14 protein-coding genes are annotated in these 16,446 nt (G+C 38.5%); 12 read left to right on the forward strand and 2 right to left on the reverse strand.

From position 1 onward, the window contains the following. Positions 1-5: 5 nt before the first annotated feature. The 11 genes from KH286_RS08045 to KH286_RS08095 all read left to right on the forward strand — a co-directional run bounded on the left by KH286_RS08045 (position 6) and on the right by KH286_RS08095 (position 10,947). A complete protein-coding gene (locus KH286_RS08045; protein WP_060919687.1) occupies positions 6-917 on the forward strand; it encodes a LysR family transcriptional regulator in 912 nt (303 codons plus the stop codon). A 385-nt stretch (positions 918-1,302) separates the two neighbouring features. Further along, positions 1,303-2,706: an anion permease gene (locus KH286_RS08050; protein ID WP_008715021.1), complete on the forward strand. Its 1,404-nt coding sequence runs from the start codon at positions 1,303-1,305 to the stop codon at positions 2,704-2,706. Positions 2,707-2,828: 122 nt separating this feature from the next. Continuing rightward, positions 2,829-3,098 carry a citrate lyase acyl carrier protein gene (gene citD, locus KH286_RS08055; protein ID WP_008715023.1) on the forward strand — a complete coding sequence of 90 codons (270 nt, stop codon included), beginning with the start codon at positions 2,829-2,831 and terminating at the stop codon, positions 3,096-3,098. Further along, entirely contained in the window at positions 3,098-4,063 is a 966-nt protein-coding gene (locus tag KH286_RS08060) for an HpcH/HpaI aldolase/citrate lyase family protein (RefSeq protein ID WP_004695279.1), read from the forward strand. Before citD ends, KH286_RS08060 begins: the two co-directional genes overlap by 1 nt. Next, positions 4,053-5,600 carry a citrate lyase subunit alpha gene (gene citF / locus KH286_RS08065; RefSeq protein WP_024061618.1) on the forward strand — a complete coding sequence of 516 codons (1,548 nt, stop codon included), beginning with the start codon at positions 4,053-4,055 and terminating at the stop codon, positions 5,598-5,600. Before KH286_RS08060 ends, citF begins: the two co-directional genes overlap by 11 nt. A gap of 225 nt (positions 5,601-5,825) precedes the next feature. Then, entirely contained in the window at positions 5,826-6,326 is a 501-nt protein-coding gene (locus KH286_RS08070; RefSeq protein WP_008602610.1) for a hypothetical protein, read from the forward strand. A gap of 32 nt (positions 6,327-6,358) precedes the next feature. After that, positions 6,359-7,357, forward strand: coding sequence for a hypothetical protein (locus tag KH286_RS08075; protein WP_012864715.1), 999 nt, complete (start codon positions 6,359-6,361; stop codon positions 7,355-7,357). Positions 7,358-7,381: 24 nt separating this feature from the next. Next, positions 7,382-8,257 (forward strand): DUF4261 domain-containing protein, encoded by an 876-nt coding sequence (locus KH286_RS08080; protein ID WP_024061617.1) that lies wholly within the window; start codon positions 7,382-7,384, stop codon positions 8,255-8,257. Between the two features lie 28 nt (positions 8,258-8,285). Continuing rightward, positions 8,286-8,642, forward strand: a complete 357-nt coding sequence (locus KH286_RS08085; protein ID WP_012864713.1) for a cupin domain-containing protein — start codon at positions 8,286-8,288, stop codon at positions 8,640-8,642. A 242-nt stretch (positions 8,643-8,884) separates the two neighbouring features. Further along, positions 8,885-10,198 carry an MFS transporter gene (locus tag KH286_RS08090; RefSeq protein WP_012864712.1) on the forward strand — a complete coding sequence of 438 codons (1,314 nt, stop codon included), beginning with the start codon at positions 8,885-8,887 and terminating at the stop codon, positions 10,196-10,198. Between the two features lie 131 nt (positions 10,199-10,329). After that, complete coding sequence (locus KH286_RS08095; RefSeq protein ID WP_012864711.1) at positions 10,330-10,947, forward strand: SAP domain-containing protein; 618 nt, start codon at positions 10,330-10,332, stop codon at positions 10,945-10,947. 158 nt (positions 10,948-11,105) lie between these two features. Here the strand turns inward: KH286_RS08095 and KH286_RS08100 are convergent, their stop codons facing one another. Both KH286_RS08100 and KH286_RS08105 read right to left on the reverse strand, forming a co-directional pair. After that, positions 11,106-11,525, reverse strand: a complete 420-nt coding sequence (locus tag KH286_RS08100; RefSeq protein WP_012864710.1) for a hypothetical protein — start codon at positions 11,523-11,525, stop codon at positions 11,106-11,108. Then, positions 11,525-12,448 carry a LysR family transcriptional regulator gene (locus KH286_RS08105; RefSeq protein ID WP_008602616.1) on the reverse strand — a complete coding sequence of 308 codons (924 nt, stop codon included), beginning with the start codon at positions 12,446-12,448 and terminating at the stop codon, positions 11,525-11,527. The genes KH286_RS08100 and KH286_RS08105 overlap by 1 nt, the downstream gene beginning before the upstream one ends. A gap of 386 nt (positions 12,449-12,834) precedes the next feature. On the opposite strand from KH286_RS08105, the gene nifJ reads away from it, so the two are divergent. Further along, positions 12,835-16,371, forward strand: coding sequence for a pyruvate:ferredoxin (flavodoxin) oxidoreductase (nifJ, locus tag KH286_RS08110; protein WP_278617815.1), 3,537 nt, complete (start codon positions 12,835-12,837; stop codon positions 16,369-16,371). The last annotated feature ends 75 nt before the right edge of the window (positions 16,372-16,446 follow it).

Below are 16,446 nucleotides of genomic sequence, written 5' to 3' on the forward strand. Positions count from 1 at the left end.
TTTGTATGGACGATAGAGAATGGCAAACCTTTGTTACTGTTGTCGATGAAGGCAATATTACAAGGGCTGCAGAAAAATTATTTTTATCGCAACCAGCGTTGAGTTATCGGTTGCGCCATATGGAAAAAGCCTTGGGCCATTCTCTGTTGTTGCGGACTGCTGAGGGGATTGCCCTCACGGCACAAGGCGAAATTTTCTATGATTACTGTAAGCGAATGATGCAAGAAGAAGAGGCTTTGGAGCACGCTATGAACTCCGCTTCTGGCAAGATTCAAGGGACCTTGAAAATCGCATCATCTATCAACTTTGCAGATTATGAACTACCGGCTTTATTGAGAGCTTTCCGCGAACAATATCCTGATGTTCATATCCAAGTGAAGACTGCTTTCAGCCATCAAGTGGTAAAAATGTTTAATACTGGTGACTGTATGGTCGCCTTTGCTCGTGGTGGCTATGACGTGTCTGGTAAGTCTGAACTGTTACTAGCAGAGCCATATTGTCTTGTATATAAAGAATTAGTGCCGCCTGAATCCTTAGTAAAGGTACCGTTCATTAAATACCAAACAGATGCATCGGTGGCAAATATTATTGAAACTTGGTGTGCAGAACATTTTGACGAGCCTCCAAGTGTGGCGATGGACGTAAATTCTATGAGTACGTGTCGTCACTTTGTGCGCGCAGGTCTAGGATGGTCTATCTTGACGTATATGGGACTTGGATCCTGTAAGGACAAAGATATCTATGTGAGTCCATTACGCAGTAAAAATGGTGAATATATCACCCGTGATACCAATATGGTGTACACAAAAGATTCGGAAAATTTAATCGTTGTTAAAACCTTTATTGAATATGTCCGTAATTATTACAAGGAACACACCGTTGTAGATAATAGTATACTTAGAGAATATAAGTCCTAGGAATTATCAATAGAGCATATCTATGAGGTTTTCTAACTGTTTATCCATGCTATTTCAGTATTGGACTTTTTCGATATAATAACTCATAATATAGATTAAGATTAATATAGTACCATGTAAGTGCATGTATATCCTTTTGAGGAGGTATACATGCATTTTTTTCATTTGGGACTATAATTCTATGCTTAAAATGCATAAAAAGTATGATTAGTAGATATAAAAGTTTTTATAACCCCTATAAAGGTAATCTATTATTCATATTTCTTTTAAACATATATAATGAGTGTAGACTTAATCAATGTAATCGACGTCGCGAGCGATTATGTTGTTGAAGACTAGATGATTTTATGTATGCCTAAATTAATTCAGAAAGGGAAAGACACACATGAAAGACAAATTATGGCGCGTTGGCGTTATGGCTGCTATCGTCGCAATCACATGGTTTGGTGGCACACCAGATGGTCTCAAACCGCAAGTATGGCAATTATTTGGTATTTATTTAGCAACTATCGTGGGCTTGGTATTAAAACCATTCCCAGTTCCTATTACGGTATTATTAGGTGTTGCTACATCTTCTATCTTATTGAGCAACACTAAAGATGTATTAGCTGGTTACAGCAATACAGCATTATGGTTAATCTTTGCAGCTTTTGCATTATCTGTTGCATTTGGTAAAACTGGCCTTGGTCATCGTATCGCATACTACTTGGTTCGTGCTTTTGGTAGTACAACACTTCGTCTTGGTTATGTAACGGCATTCCTTGACTTGATCTTGTCTCCAGCAACTCCATCCAACACAGCTCGTGCAGCAGGTATCGTATATCCTATCAACTTGTCCATCGCTGAAGCTGTTGGTTCTTACCCTGGTGAGACTGCAAAAAAAGCAGGTGCGTACCTTTTACAGAATGGTTACTTTGCAACAAAGGTAACATCCTTCTTATTCGCTACAGCAATGGCGCCAAACTTATTGGCATTAGACTTCATTACTAAATTGACTGGTGTATCCTTGAACTGGGGACAATGGGCATTAGCTATGTTCGTACCTGGCTTCATTATGTTAATGTGTATTCCGTTCATCGGCTATATGTATGAACGTCCATCCGTCAAAGAAATTGATAACAAGAAAATTGCGGCTGATGGTTTAGCAGAATTAGGTCCTATGAAAGCGTCTGAAAAAGGCCTTATCGCCATCGCACTACTTGCAATCACAGGTTGGATCCTTCCAACATTTGGTATTAAAATTGATGCTACAGCAGTGGCTATCGTAGCGATGATTGCTACATTTGTATGTGGCATTATTACTTGGGATGATTTGCTCAAAACTAAAGCAGCTTGGAACACATTGATTTGGTTTGGTGGCATCTTGGGCTTATCTTCTGCATTGACCAAAGGAAAATTCTTCGAATGGTTGGCTAAGTTCTTAGAAACTCACATGAACTTTGGTTTAGATCCATTCATGATGCTTATCCTTATCTCTGTAATCTCCGTTGCGGTTCGTTACTTCTTCGCATCAGGTACAGCATACATTTCTGCAATGCTTCCAGTATTCTTGATCGTTGGTATTAACGCAGGAATCGATCCTACATTATTAGCGTTCATCTTAATTGGTACAAATTCCTATGGCGGTTCCGTAACTCACTACGGTGCGGCTCCTGGTCCAATCATCTTCTCCGCTGGTTACAACAATGTAAAAGACTGGTGGACAGTTGGTCTTATCTCCGCTGTTGTATGTTTAGTATTGAACTACGTAATCGGTATCCCTTGGTGGAAAATCGCTGGTTTCATGTAATTAGAAATCATTACTATGGAGTGTTAGAATTTAATTGTTAGTATTCAATGTCTGTATAGGCTCTCGCGACGAGCCTGTACAGACTTGAGTTTTATAAATGTTTCACAAGGAAAGGATGCAACATGGCACAATTAGTAAAAGCTGCACAAGCTGGCTTCGACGAAAAAAATGATGCATTAGTAACGGTTGAACCGATTGCTAGCGGTATCGAAATCGAATTAACATCCAAAGTTATGCGTCAATATGGCGACCAAATTAAATCTGTTATCTTGAACACAGTGAAAGAAGCCGGTTATGATGGCGTAAAAGTAACCGTACAAGATAAAAACGCTTGGGATTACACGATTAAAGCTCGCGTGTTGGGCGCATTGGAAAGGGGGAGCAAAGCATAATGGCTAACGATAAAACATTCCCAGAAGTTAAAACAAACCCATTAACAGAGGCTGCTAAAAAACGTTTGTCTCGTTCCATGATGTTCGTACCAGGTAATACACCTAAAATGATTAACAGTGCAGATATTCACGGTGCTGACTCCATCATGATCGATATCGAAGATTCCGTGCCAATTACAGAAAAAGACACAGCTCGTCTTTTAACTGCAGAAGCATTGAAATCCCGTAAATTCCGTGCAGAAACAGTTGTTCGTATCAACCATCCTACACAAACTCCTTATGGCTATGACGATCTTGATGTTATCGTTCCAGCTAAACCTGATATGATTCGTTTACCTAAAACTGAAGATGTTTCTGAAGTTGAAATCGTAGCGAAGAAAATTGAAGAAGTAGAAAAAGCTAACGGCTGGCCAGAAGGTACAATCAATATTATCGTAGCTATCGAATCCGTTCGTGGCTTATACAATGTTCGTGAAATCTGCCACGGCCCTCGCGTAGTTGCTATCGCTCTTGGCGCTGAAGACTATCGTGCAGACCTTCGCACAGGTAAACATAAACCAGCTGTTGAATTGTTGTTCGCTCGTCAAACAATCCTTCATGCAGCACGTGAAGCAGGTATCCGAGTAATCGATACTGTATTCTCCGATGTGAAAGACCCTCAAGGTTTCCGTGAAGAAGTTGAATTCATTAAAGCTTTGGGTTATGATGGCAAATCTTGTATCCACCCAAGCCAAATCAAAATTATCCACGAAGTATTCACTCCTGACGAAAAAGAAATCGCTCATTCCGTTAAGGTATTGAACAGCTATGCAGATGCATTGCGCAACAATAAAGGCGTAATCTCCGTAGATGGTAAAATGATCGATGGTCCTATCGTAGTTCGTGCACAACGCGTAGTTGATAAAGCACGTGCAGCAGGCATTAAAGTTGAATTAGAGGAAGGAGCAGAATACGATGTTAAATAAAGTAGGTCGCGATATCCCAACAAATATCCCAGCACTAGAAGGCCGCGAAGTATATCAAGGTGAATTCGCTATTGAACCTAAAGTTCATCGTGCAGGTAAACCTGTACACATGAGCCGTGTTGGTACAAATAAAGTTCTTGCTTCCATCGATGAAGCAATCGAAAAAGCTGGCGTAAAAGATGGTATGACATTGTCCTTCCATCATCACTTGCGCAATGGCGACTATGTAATGAAAATGGTTATGGAACGCGTACAAGCAAAAGGTATCAAAGATATTACTATCGCATCTTCTTCCTTGTCACCATGCCATGAGTTCTTGGTAGAAATGATTCAAGACGGCACTGTAACAGCTATTGAAACATCTGGCTTGCGCGATCGTCTTGGTAAATTCTTAACTCAAAACCCTGGCGTATTGAAACGCCCTGTAGTGATTCGTTCCCACGGTGGCCGTGCTCGTGCTATCGAATCTGGTGAAGTTCATATCGACGTAGCTTTCATGGGTGCTCCTACAGCTGATCCACGTGGTAATGCTACTGGTCGTATGGGTAAATCCGCATGTGGTGCACTTGGCTATGCTAAAGTTGACTCCCACTATGCAGACACAACTGTTATCATCACTGATAATTTGGTTGATTACGTACACAACTATGCAATCCCTCAAACTGACGTAGATTATGTTGTTGAGGTTGAAAGCATTGGTGATCCAGAAGGTATCGCTTCTGGTGCGGTAGGTTTCACTAAAAACCCTATCCAAATTAAAATTGCTGAACTAGCTGGTGAATTCCTTGATCAAGCTGGCATCATTAAAGATGGTTTCGTATTCCAATTGGGCGCTGGTGGTGCTCCATTGACAGTTGCAAAATTCATCGCTGAAAAACTTCGCAAACGCGGTGAAGTAGGTGGCTTCGCTATCGGTGGTGCTACTGGTATCTTAACTGGTATGCTTGAAGAAGGCTTGATTCGTGCAATTTACGATACTCAAACATTCGATACAACTGCAGCAGCTTCTTTAGATAAAAACCCTGCACACATCGAAATGTCCGCTTCCATGTATGCTAACCCATGGACTGACTGCACTACAAACTACCTAGACGTAGTATTCCTTGGTGCTACTGAAATCGACCTTGATTTCAACGTAAACGTAATGACTGACTCTAACGGTGTATTGATGGGCGCTTCTGGCGGTCACTCCGATACAGCAGCAGGTGCTAAATGTACAGTTATTACTTGTCCATTGATCCGTGGTCGTTTGCCAATGATCCGTGACAAAGTTGCAACTGTAATTACACCAGGCTCCTCCGTTGATGTACTTGTTACTGAATACGGTATTGCAATCAACCCAGCTCGTACTGATTTGATTGAACGCTTCAAAGATAGCAACTTGCCTATCTACACAATTGAAGAATTACAACAATTAGCATTCGACTTGGTAGGTAAACCACAAGATATCCCTGTATCCGACAAAGACGAAGACATCGTGGCAATCGTAGAATACCGCGATGGTTCTATCCTTGACGTGGTTCGTAAACCTCTATAATTAAAACAAAGACCCTCTCTATGGTCCTCGAACTCACACATGACTGAAGTTCGTCTACGGACCACGGAGAGGGCCTTTTTGTATTTTTATGAATTGTAGGGCCGTAGGGAGGGGATAATGTGAGATTTTTATATATTAAATATGATGCTATGGGTGAAAATTTGGGCATTCATAAAGTTATAATATCTATATAAAAGAATGTGATTATATATTAGGGGGATATCTATGTATCAATATAGAGCTAATGTAGAATTTGATATAGATGGATTAAAGGACTTTTATATAGATGACTTAATGGAGCAAGAATTAAATATTTACTTAATGGTTGAATGTTGGATTCGAGATTATATTGATATTAATGATATGTATATTAGAATGGTTGAAGATGGACATGAAATACTAGAATGGGAATCTTTTCTCCCGAGTGAATTATCATATCGTAGTTTATTTGTGGCTAGCAATTATAAACTTGGATATAAAAATCAGTGTATTGATTATTTATATGCAAGATTTAAACAAGTTGTTAAGGGTGAACTTATAAGAAATTCTTTAATAGATAGATTAGAAATTGAACGAGTATATCTATTGCAAAACTCTATGCAAATTCTATTAAATTGTAATTTTAACATTGATTTTGAGAAGTTTGTAGAACGATGGATGGCGATTTGTAGTACTGAATATCATCCTGTATACTATAAATTAAAAGGTAATGTATTTATTGTATGAAGTTTGTATTATTTAATTTGGAGGTTGACACAATGGGGTCTGTATGGAGATTACAAACAAGAACAGATAGTAGTAGTGGAGAAAAAATTTCAAAGTATTGTTTAGATAATGATGTTGCCGCTTTAGGATGGAGTATTAAGGATGACCATATAAAGCACTATAATCCTGAGGCTATAATTGAAATACAAGAAAAACGTAATCAAATAGAAAATATAGATCAGTATTATGATGTTATTAGAACGTATGGTTTATATGGGATGAATCAAAAAAAACGTTTAGTCGCTGTTGATATGTTGAGTGAAGTCGAAAAGGGTGACTATATTTGGATGCGCGATAATGGTATTTATTATCTAGGACGTGTGAACGAAGATTCTAATTTTACTTATAATTGTGACAAGGATGCATTAGATTTTGATGCAGCTAATCAAATTACAGGAATTAAGTGGGAACGGATTGGTGATGAAAGTCAGGTGCCAGGAGCAGTAGCAACAGCTTTTATTCGCGGTCGAACTATACAACGCATAAATAAAGACTATATGTTTGAATATGCTGAATATGCATTTTGGGGAAAACCTTTGGTATTAGAGAAGTCAAATGAAGAATTTTTACAACAATTGTTTTATGATTGTTTATCACCAAATGATTGTGAAGATTTAGTTTGTCTATATTTATATGATCGTAAAGGTTATGTGACAATCCCATCTACGAATAAAATTGCAACTGAGCTATATGAATGTGTATTAGTAAATCCAGAAAATGGGATGCTTGCATATCCTCAGGTAAAAAAAGGGAGTGTTCCCTTAGATTTTAATAATTATGTTGATTTGGTAGATGACCAAAAGCGAAAAAAAGAAGTATATCTATTTACATCAGAAGGTATAGTAAATAAATCAAACGTTCAAAGTGATTTGATTCATATTATTACTCCAAATGACTTATACCGATGGGTAAAGGCTAAGATGGAAAGTGAAAATTATTTAATTCCTGAAGGTATTGTAAAATGGTATAAATTAATACACTCATCAGAATAATAGTTAAAAATTAGGAGAGCGCATATGAGCCAAGTTTTTAAACAAGATTTAACAGATACTTCAGTCCGACCAGGTGGTATTTTTTTCGTTGAGTTATTAATGCCGAAGCAGTGTGATATGCCTGATCGGGATACAATGATAGAGATATTTACGAAGCATCTAGGACCTGTTGATTGTTTTGATCACCGTCGTGAGTCTGCTGGTTTTGCTCCTCAGAATTATAAGGTGCATTACGAGGATACTGATGCAGATATTTCACCGACGTTAATGGTGACGGATTGTGAGAAAATCGATAAGCCTGTATTAGATGATTTTGAACGTAGTCAGGTGTGGGATTGTCCCAATGTGGATGAGTTGTTGACAGAGTGTCAATACAGGGTGTTTGCTACGGATATGTTAGCCTCTGGTTTAGAGGCTAAAGAACGGGCCGATATGCTAGTGAAATATGTAGATGCACTGTTGGAGCTATATCCATCTTGTAAAGCTGTTGTATTTGGTCCATCTCGTAAGTTCTTAAGTCGTGAATCGATTGAAAATCATTCAGATAAAGCGGTAACTCGTTTTATTTATTATGCTGTAAATGTACGTTATTTTAGTATTCAAGGTACCAATGATATGATGGTAGATTCTGTGGGTATGAGTACATTATTTTTACCTGATTTACAGTATCACTTTCACGGTGTAGATCCTAATCATGTAGTATTTCATGCTTATAATGTGTTGAATTATATTTTCGAACATGATAATCTAATAGGTGATGGGGGAACCATTGCGGGGTTACAAAATGGCGAGATGAATCAGGATATTCAGTGGAAAGTACAATATGAGGATTCTCTAAGTCACCCGGTTCGAGAGGTTCTAGATATTAATATGCGAGAATATGCATCGGGCACTCGCTAGTTGTTAATCAATGAAAGGTGTGAGCATTATGAGTGATCAACGTGTTTTTGATATGGAACTCGTGAAAGTTGAAAGTTTGGAGAAAGCTGTTAAGACACCATTTTATCAAACTGATTCCACAGGTGGCTCAATATGGGTTATTAAAGCTGGTCAAACCTTACCAAAGCATTACCATCATAACTCTGATGATATATGGGTTATATTGCAAGGCAAGGGGGTATTTTATCCAACGCCGGATACGGAGGTGCCTTTTACAAAGGGGCAAGTTATAGTATCTAAAAAGGGTGAATGTCATGGTGCAAAAAATACTGGAACAGAAGATGTCATCTTTGTGAGTATCGTCGCTCCTGTGCCTGCTGATTATGATCCTGTTAGTACTAATTAATATGAAAGCACTTTATAGTATTTTGTTATCTTATAATAGAGACAGATTTATACTATAAAGTGCTTTTTTATTTTATATAGTCATTTCTAGCGAATATACCTTTTCTATTTTTATATGCTATTATTTTGATTTCACTATTCCTATTTGATATTTCTATATTTTATATAGTTCCATTGACAGAGGACGTTTGTTCTTTTAAGATGGTAAAGTATGTAATATTTTAATAAGCAGAAAGGAATTATATGAACTCATCTACACTAGAGCCTCAAAGTGGGGACATCAATTTCAAAGATTTTACGAAACGTCGTATGCTTCACGTAGTCTTACCATTGTTTATTGTTTCTATTATTGCCTTCTTAGATCGTGTTAATATTGCTTATGCAGGCTTGACTATGAAGGAGAATTTACCGTGGTTGACGCCAGAAGTATTTGGTATGGGGGCAGGCATTTTCTTTATTGGTTATGTTTTGTTTGAAGTGCCTGCATCTTTAATTGCAGCTCGTTGTAATGCTATGCATTGGGTGGCGCGTATCATGTTTAGTTGGGGTCTCGTATGTATTCTTATGACGACGATGACCACTGAGTTGGAATTTTATGTTTATCGATTTTTACTTGGTCTATGTGAGGCTTCTTTATATCCTGTAATTTATTCATTACTTATTCCAAATTGGTTCTTGCCAAAGGAGCGTGCGAAGGCGATCTCTTTGATGTTGACGTCTTTATTGTTCTCTAACATCATTGGTGGGCCATTGGCAGGTATTTTATTGGATACAACGTTCTTTGGTCTACATGGTTGGCGTACACTCTTTATCGTTGAAGCTATTCCTGCTGTGATCTTTGCGTTCATTTTCGCATTCTGGATGAAAGAGCGTCCTGAACATGCATCTTGGGTAACTGATGTAGAAAAGGTATATATTAAAGCCGAGCTTGAAAAAGAAGAGCAACAAAAGCAAGCGGTAAAGAAATATACTACTTGGCAAGCGTTGAAAGACCCAAAAGTATTGCGCCTAGCGTTAATCTATTTCTTGTGGGTTATTGGTTTCTGGGGCTTTAGTTTTTGGATGCCTCAAGTTCTTAAAAGCTTATCTGGATGGCCACCAAGTGTGGTAGCGTGGTCTATTGCTATTCCAATGACAGCAGCCTTACTTGTACAAATATACTGTGGTTACTCTTCTGAAAAGCGCAATGAAAAACGTTGGCACGTTGCTACTACATTGTTCATTGGTACTATTGGTTTCTTAGCAACACCACACAGTCTGTCTCCAGAAGTTAGCTTATTCTTTATATGCTTAACTGCAGTAGGTGTTTACGGTGGTATGGGTGTATGGTGGACCATGCCAACAACCTTCTTATCTGGCGCTGCTGCAGCGGGGGCGATGGGACTCATTAACTCTTCAGGTAACATGGGGGGCTGGGTAGGTCCTTATATGCTTGGATTCATCAATGGTCACACAGGTAGCTTTGCTTATGGCTACTATGTAATGGGGGCTTGTATGTTCCTTGCTGGTCTATTAATTTTGACACTTCCAAAATCTATGGAGCATAAAGAGGATTAAGTAGAGTTATATTATAGATAACTTCATAGGAAAATATTTAACGAATGCTTCAATGGTGTGATTTTGGGTACTATTCAATTTTATGTTACAATTTACAAAATAGTATTATTTAAACTTGAGGAGACAGAATATTGAAAGAGTGTAGACCTAAGTTTGATGAAATTACATCATTTGATGAATTTAAAAAATATTATTGGTATCGTGATGAACTTTCACAAATATGTAAATCATTAGGATTAGAATATAGGGGAATAAAACAAGAACTCAATCATATTATTGAGCAGTACTTTAAAGGCAATTTAATTAAAAAATCATCAATAAAAAATAGAAAAAAACAAGTGGAAAATATTACTTTAGATACACCATTACTTGAATGTAATTTTTCTTTTAATACGAAGTTTAGAGAATATTTTTCTGATTTAATAGGTGTTTCACGATTTAAATTTAATGCTGATATGGCTACTGCTTGGAGAAAAGTAAAAAGTGAAAAAAATATTAGCTTTACCATTGGAGATTTGCTGAAAGTATATTATGGTGAATCAGATTATGCAAAGTATGACAATTCGGCTTGTCAATGGAATCAATTTTTTAAGGATTTTTGTGCAGACGAATGTAGTGGCAATTATTCGAATAAATTAAAAGTAGCATCTATTATTTGGAAAGAAGTTAGAGATTCAAAAAATGAAAAAATCTATTCAAAGGATCTTTTAAGTGAATATGCATATAAATTAGAAGCGTATCGCAAGTAGAAGTAACTTGTCATTGCAGAGACGTATGGGAAAACTAGCAATTAAATTTATAATAGAATAATGATAAAAGCACCTTATATCCTATGAGAAGAGTCATTTGTGATGACTTTTGTAGGTATATAAGGTGCTTTTATTTATTCCTGATTTCTTTATTGATTTTATTTTGTTACATCAGGCACTTTCCCAGGATTCATATCGAGGTTTAGATCTGTGGATTTGAATGGGTGTGGGTTTGCCTCTGGTGGTTGTACTTTGAGTTCTGGATGCAACCATTGTAATTGTTTTAGTTCCCAGTCGTACTTGGCACCGTCATTTTGTAGCTGACGAATATCTTTTAGGATTTCGTCTAGTTGGTCGCTATGTTTATTAGCCATCCCTTCAAGAATGTAAAGACGACCTGCTACACTGTCGATGGTAGAGCCATCGTGGTCTTCATCGACACGCCATTGTAATTCAGAGATTTGTATTTGCTGGAATATGATAACGATAACCAGCACAATGATAACGCCCCACATGGGCGCTTCTTTAGCTTTCAAAAGGGCTCGCAATTTACATGCGAGCCCAGATGGTTTGTTCATTATTGACGATCCTCGAGTTGTAATCCAGGTAATGGTAATTTGGAGTTTACGAAGTCTAACCACAAGCGAGAAGCGTGGGAGAGGTAATGACCCTTTTTCCAAATTACATAAAGGGTATGAATAATTTCAGGTACGAGAGGTCTTACGACAACCTTAGAACCAACCTCCGTATTTTCACCTACCTCAGGGCAGAGGCGAGATGGTAATAATGCAATAGCAAGGTTTGCACTAACTGTTTGTAACATGAGATCACGTTGGCTCGTTTCAAACACGATATGCGGTTGGAAGCCGGTGTGTTTACAAGCTTTGATGATTTCATCATGTAAGTTGAAATCGTCTTTATGCAATACAAAGGATTCATCAGCTAGCATTTCTAAGCGAATTTCTTTTTCTTTTGCCAAAGGGCTAGATTTAGGAATGATAACGGATAGTGGGTCACTTGTAAGGTAGAAAGATTCAAATTCTTTAGGGTTTGGTTTAGTACAGATGATGCCAATATCGATTAAACCTTCCTGAACGCTGATCTCAACCTTTTTAGAACCTTGTTCGTAGAGTTCCAATTCGATTTGTGGATATACTTTTTTAAATTCACCTAATAACTGGGCAAAAATGGGAGCATCAGTAATTGGTGGAATACCAATTCTGATGGAACCTTGTTCCAAACGAAACTCGTTTTCAAAATCAGTTTTTAGATGTTCAAACATAAACACAACGCGTTTAGCGTGGGTTAAGAAGATGGTACCCCCATCAGTAAGTTCTACAGATTTAGCATTACGCATGAAGAGAACAACACCAAGTTCGTCTTCTAAAGCTTTAATTGTACGGCTGATTGCAGATTGGGAGATGTGTAAATTCCTTGCAGCCTTACTAAAGCTTTTTTGATCAGCTACTTCAACGAAGTATTTCAAATGATGAAAATCCATAATTAACCCCCTAAAAATAAAACTTGGTTATAGGACGTGACCTAACTAAATGAGAATAGTTATTACTGTAATGCAATTAGCTATTACTTTATGTAAAGCATGGATAGCAATATTGGCAAAGCGACAGTCACTGTATGTGTTGCGTTGATAGGGCCCAGCACGTTATAATTAGCATATAGGGCTATATCAAGTTATGATATTAGGAATTATGGTTGTGCCCATCACAAAAAAGTATGCTCACACATAATGCCATATTATATATAACATATATATTATTGCATTATTTTTTCATGTGCGCAAGTTTGTAATGGTTGTTATTCCTAAACATAATGATAGATTAAGCAAGTGTTCTATTTTTGCTAAATGCTTAAGGAGGCAATAATCACATGAGTCGTAAATTTAAAACTATGGACGGCAACCAAGCGGCTGCTCACGTTTCTTATGGTTTTACAGAAGTTGCTGCGATTTATCCAATCACTCCATCTTCTCCAATGCCAGAACACATTGATGAATGGGCTGCATCTGGTCGAAAAAACATCTTCGGCAACACTGTTCAAGTTGTAGAAATGCAATCTGAAGCAGGTGCTGCTGCTGCAACCCACGGTTCTTTACAAGCTGGTGCATTAACAACAACTTTCACATCTTCCCAAGGTTTGTTATTGATGCTTCCTAACTTATATAAAGTAGCAGGCGAATTACTTCCAGGTGTATTCCAAGTAGCTGCTCGTGCATTGGCTGCACATGCTTTGGCTATCTTTGGTGACCACCAAGACGTAATGGCTGCTCGTGCAGCTGGCTGTGCTATGTTAGCTGAATCCTCTGTACAAGAAGTAATGGACTTGTCCGCTGTAGCTCACTTGACAGCTATTAAAACTCGCGTACCTTTCATCAACTTCTTTGACGGTTTCCGTACATCCCACGAAATTCAAAAAATTCAAATCTGGGACTATGAAGATTTAAAACCATTGGTTGACATGGATGCTGTTAAAGCTTTCCGTAAAAATGCTTTGAATCCAGATGCTCCTGTAACTCGTGGTACTGCTGAAAACCCTGACGTTTACTTCCAACATCGTGAAGCATCCAACAAATTCTACTTGAACGTTCCTGACGTTGTAGAACACTACATGAACGAAGTTAACAAATTGGCAGGTACTAACTACCAATTGTTCAACTATCATGGTGCTCCTGATGCTACTGATGTTGTTGTAACTATGGGTTCTTCCGCTCAAGTTGTAGAATCCACTGTGGATTACCTCAACAAATTGGGTCGCAAAGTTGGTTTTATCAACGTTCATTTGTTCCGCCCATTCGCAACAGATCGTTTGTTGAAAGCTCTTCCTAAAACTGTAGAACGCATTGCAGTTCTTGACCGTACTAAAGAACCAGGTGCTTTGGCTGAACCATTGTTCTTAGACGTACAAGCAGCTGTAGTTGACGGTGGCCGTAATGTAAAAGTTATCGCTGGTCGTTATGGTTTGAGCTCCAAAGACGTTATCCCTGCAGACATCGTTGCTGTATTCGATAATTTAGCTGCTGAAAATGGTAAGAAATTCTTCACATTGGGTATCAATGATGATGTTACATTCTTGTCCTTAGATCGTGCTGAAGGCGTAGAAGTTGAAACTCCTGGTTTGACTGAATGTAAATTCTGGGGCTTCGGTTCTGACGGTACTGTAGGTGCGAATAAATCCGCTATCAAAATCATCGGTGACCACACTGATATGTATGCTCAAGCATACTTTGACTACGACTCCAAAAAATCTGGTGGCGTAACAATGTCTCACCTTCGTTTTGGTAAAAATCCAATCAACTTGCCTTACTTGATTACTGAACCTCAATTCGTAGCATGTCACCGTCAATCTTATGTACATGAATACGACTTGATTCGCGGCATCAAAAAAGGCGGTACATTCTTATTGAACTGTACTTGGTCTCCTGAAGAATTGGATGAACATTTACCTGCTAAATTACGTCGTCAAATCGCAGAAAAAGAATTGAACTTCTACATCATCAATGCTGCGAAAATCGCTTCCGAAATCGGTTTGGGCGGTCGTATCAACATGGTAACGCAAGCTGCATTCTTCAAATTGACTGAAATCATCCCTGTAGATGATGCTGTTAAATACCTTAAAGAATCCGTAGTAACTTCTTACGGTAAAAAAGGTCAAAATATCGTTGACATGAACAATGCTGCTATCGATCAAGGTGTTAACGCTTTGGTAAAAGTAGATGTTCCTGCTAGCTGGAAAGATGCAGTAGATGATGGCAATCATGCAGTTAAACCTGGTTGCGAATCTTGCCCATCCTTCGTTCAAAATATTGCACAACCAATCAATGCACAAGCTGGTTATGATCTTCCTGTATCCAAATTCTCTGGCTATGAAGATGGTACATTACCTGCTGGTACTGCTAAATTCGAAAAACGCGGTCCTGCATTGTTCGTTCCAAAATGGTTGCCTGAAAACTGTATTCAATGTAACCAATGTTCCTTCGTATGTCCACATGCTACAATTCGTCCAATTTTGGCAACTGAAGCAGAAGTGGCTGCAGCTCCAGAACATTTCGATACAATCCCTGCATTGGGTGCTAAAGATCTTCAATTCCGTATCGCTGTATCCCCATTAGATTGCTTGGGTTGCGGTAACTGTGTTGATATCTGTCCAGCTCCTAAAGGCAAAGCTATTGTAATGACATCCATCGATACTGAAATCGAACAAGCTGAAGCTTGGAACTATGGTGTTAACCTTCCTGTAAAAGAAAATCCTATGAAGAAGGAAACTGTTAAAGGTTCCCAATTTGAACAACCATTGTTCGAATTCTCCGGTGCTTGCGCAGGTTGTGGTGAAACTCCTTACGCTAAATTGTTAACTCAATTGTTCGGTGACCGTATGATGATTGCCAATGCAACTGGTTGTTCCTCTATCTGGGGTGCTTCCATGCCTGCATCTCCATACACAACTAACCAACAAGGTCATGGTCCTTCTTGGGCAAACTCCTTGTTCGAAGATAATGCTGAGTATGGTTATGGTATGTACATCGGCGTTAAGAAAATTCGTCAACAATTAGTAGAATTGGCTTCTAAAGCAGTTGAAACTACTACTGGCGAATTGAAAGAAGCTTTGGAACAATGGATTGAATTTGCTAACCTTGGTGCAGCTACTCGTCAACGTTCCGAACGTCTAGTAGCAGCTATCGAAGCTGAAGGCGCTACAACTCCTGAATTGAAAGAAATTCTTGAGAAAAAACAATTCTTAATCAAACGTTCCCACTGGATCTTCGGTGGTGACGGTTGGGCATATGATATCGGCTTCGGCGGTGTTGACCATGTATTAGCTTCTGGCGAAGACATCAACATCTTCGTATTCGATACAGAAGTATATTCCAACACTGGTGGTCAAGCTTCCAAATCCACTAATGTAGCAGCAGTTGCACAATTCGCAGCTTCTGGTAAACGTACTAAGAAGAAAGACCTTGGCATGATGGCTATGTCTTATGGTTATGTATACGTAGCACAAGTAGCTATGGGTGCAGATAAAAACCAATTGATGAAAGCTGTTGCAGAAGCTGAAGCATATCCAGGTCCATCCTTGATTATCGCTTACAGCCCATGTATCAACCATGGTATCAAAGCTGGTATGGGTAAAGCTCAAGAAGAACAACGTAAAGCAGTTGCAGCTGGTTACTGGGATCTTTACAGATACAACCCTCAACTTAAAGAAGAAGGTAAAAATCCATTCTCCTTGGATTCCAAAGAACCAACTGAAAGCTTCCAAGACTTCCTTAAAGGTGAAGTACGTTACGCTTCCTTGGCTAAAGCGGCTCCAGATGTGGCAGAAGAATTGTTCGCTAAAACTGAACAAGATGCTAAAGAACGTCGCTTAAGCTATGTTCGTTTACAAAAAGGTTTTGAAGACGTAAAATAATTCGTTATTTAACGACTGAAAACTATATGAGGCACCCTTTCGAGGGTGCCTCTTTTGTATGTAAATTTGGTTTTC

Origin of the sequence: Veillonella parvula, from assembly GCF_018378075.1 — a bacterium.
GTDB classification, from domain to species: Bacteria; Bacillota; Negativicutes; order Veillonellales; family Veillonellaceae; genus Veillonella; species Veillonella parvula_K.

Excerpts from the sequence above, each read along its gene's own strand:
- KH286_RS08045 (WP_060919687.1), top strand. The coding sequence starts at position 6 with ATGGACGATAGAGAATGGCAAACCTTTGTTACTGTTGTCGATGAAGGC.
- KH286_RS08050 (WP_008715021.1), top strand. The coding sequence starts at position 1,303 with ATGAAAGACAAATTATGGCGCGTTGGCGTTATGGCTGCTATCGTCGCA.
- citD (WP_008715023.1), top strand. The coding sequence starts at position 2,829 with ATGGCACAATTAGTAAAAGCTGCACAAGCTGGCTTCGACGAAAAAAAT.
- KH286_RS08060 (WP_004695279.1), top strand. The coding sequence starts at position 3,098 with ATGGCTAACGATAAAACATTCCCAGAAGTTAAAACAAACCCATTAACA.
- citF (WP_024061618.1), top strand. The coding sequence starts at position 4,053 with ATGTTAAATAAAGTAGGTCGCGATATCCCAACAAATATCCCAGCACTA.
- KH286_RS08070 (WP_008602610.1), top strand. The coding sequence starts at position 5,826 with ATGTATCAATATAGAGCTAATGTAGAATTTGATATAGATGGATTAAAG.
- KH286_RS08075 (WP_012864715.1), top strand. The coding sequence starts at position 6,359 with ATGGGGTCTGTATGGAGATTACAAACAAGAACAGATAGTAGTAGTGGA.
- KH286_RS08080 (WP_024061617.1), top strand. The coding sequence starts at position 7,382 with ATGAGCCAAGTTTTTAAACAAGATTTAACAGATACTTCAGTCCGACCA.
- KH286_RS08085 (WP_012864713.1), top strand. The coding sequence starts at position 8,286 with ATGAGTGATCAACGTGTTTTTGATATGGAACTCGTGAAAGTTGAAAGT.
- KH286_RS08090 (WP_012864712.1), top strand. The coding sequence starts at position 8,885 with ATGAACTCATCTACACTAGAGCCTCAAAGTGGGGACATCAATTTCAAA.
- KH286_RS08100 (WP_012864710.1), bottom strand. The coding sequence starts at position 11,525 with ATGAACAAACCATCTGGGCTCGCATGTAAATTGCGAGCCCTTTTGAAA.
- KH286_RS08105 (WP_008602616.1), bottom strand. The coding sequence starts at position 12,448 with ATGGATTTTCATCATTTGAAATACTTCGTTGAAGTAGCTGATCAAAAA.
- nifJ (WP_278617815.1), top strand. The coding sequence starts at position 12,835 with ATGAGTCGTAAATTTAAAACTATGGACGGCAACCAAGCGGCTGCTCAC.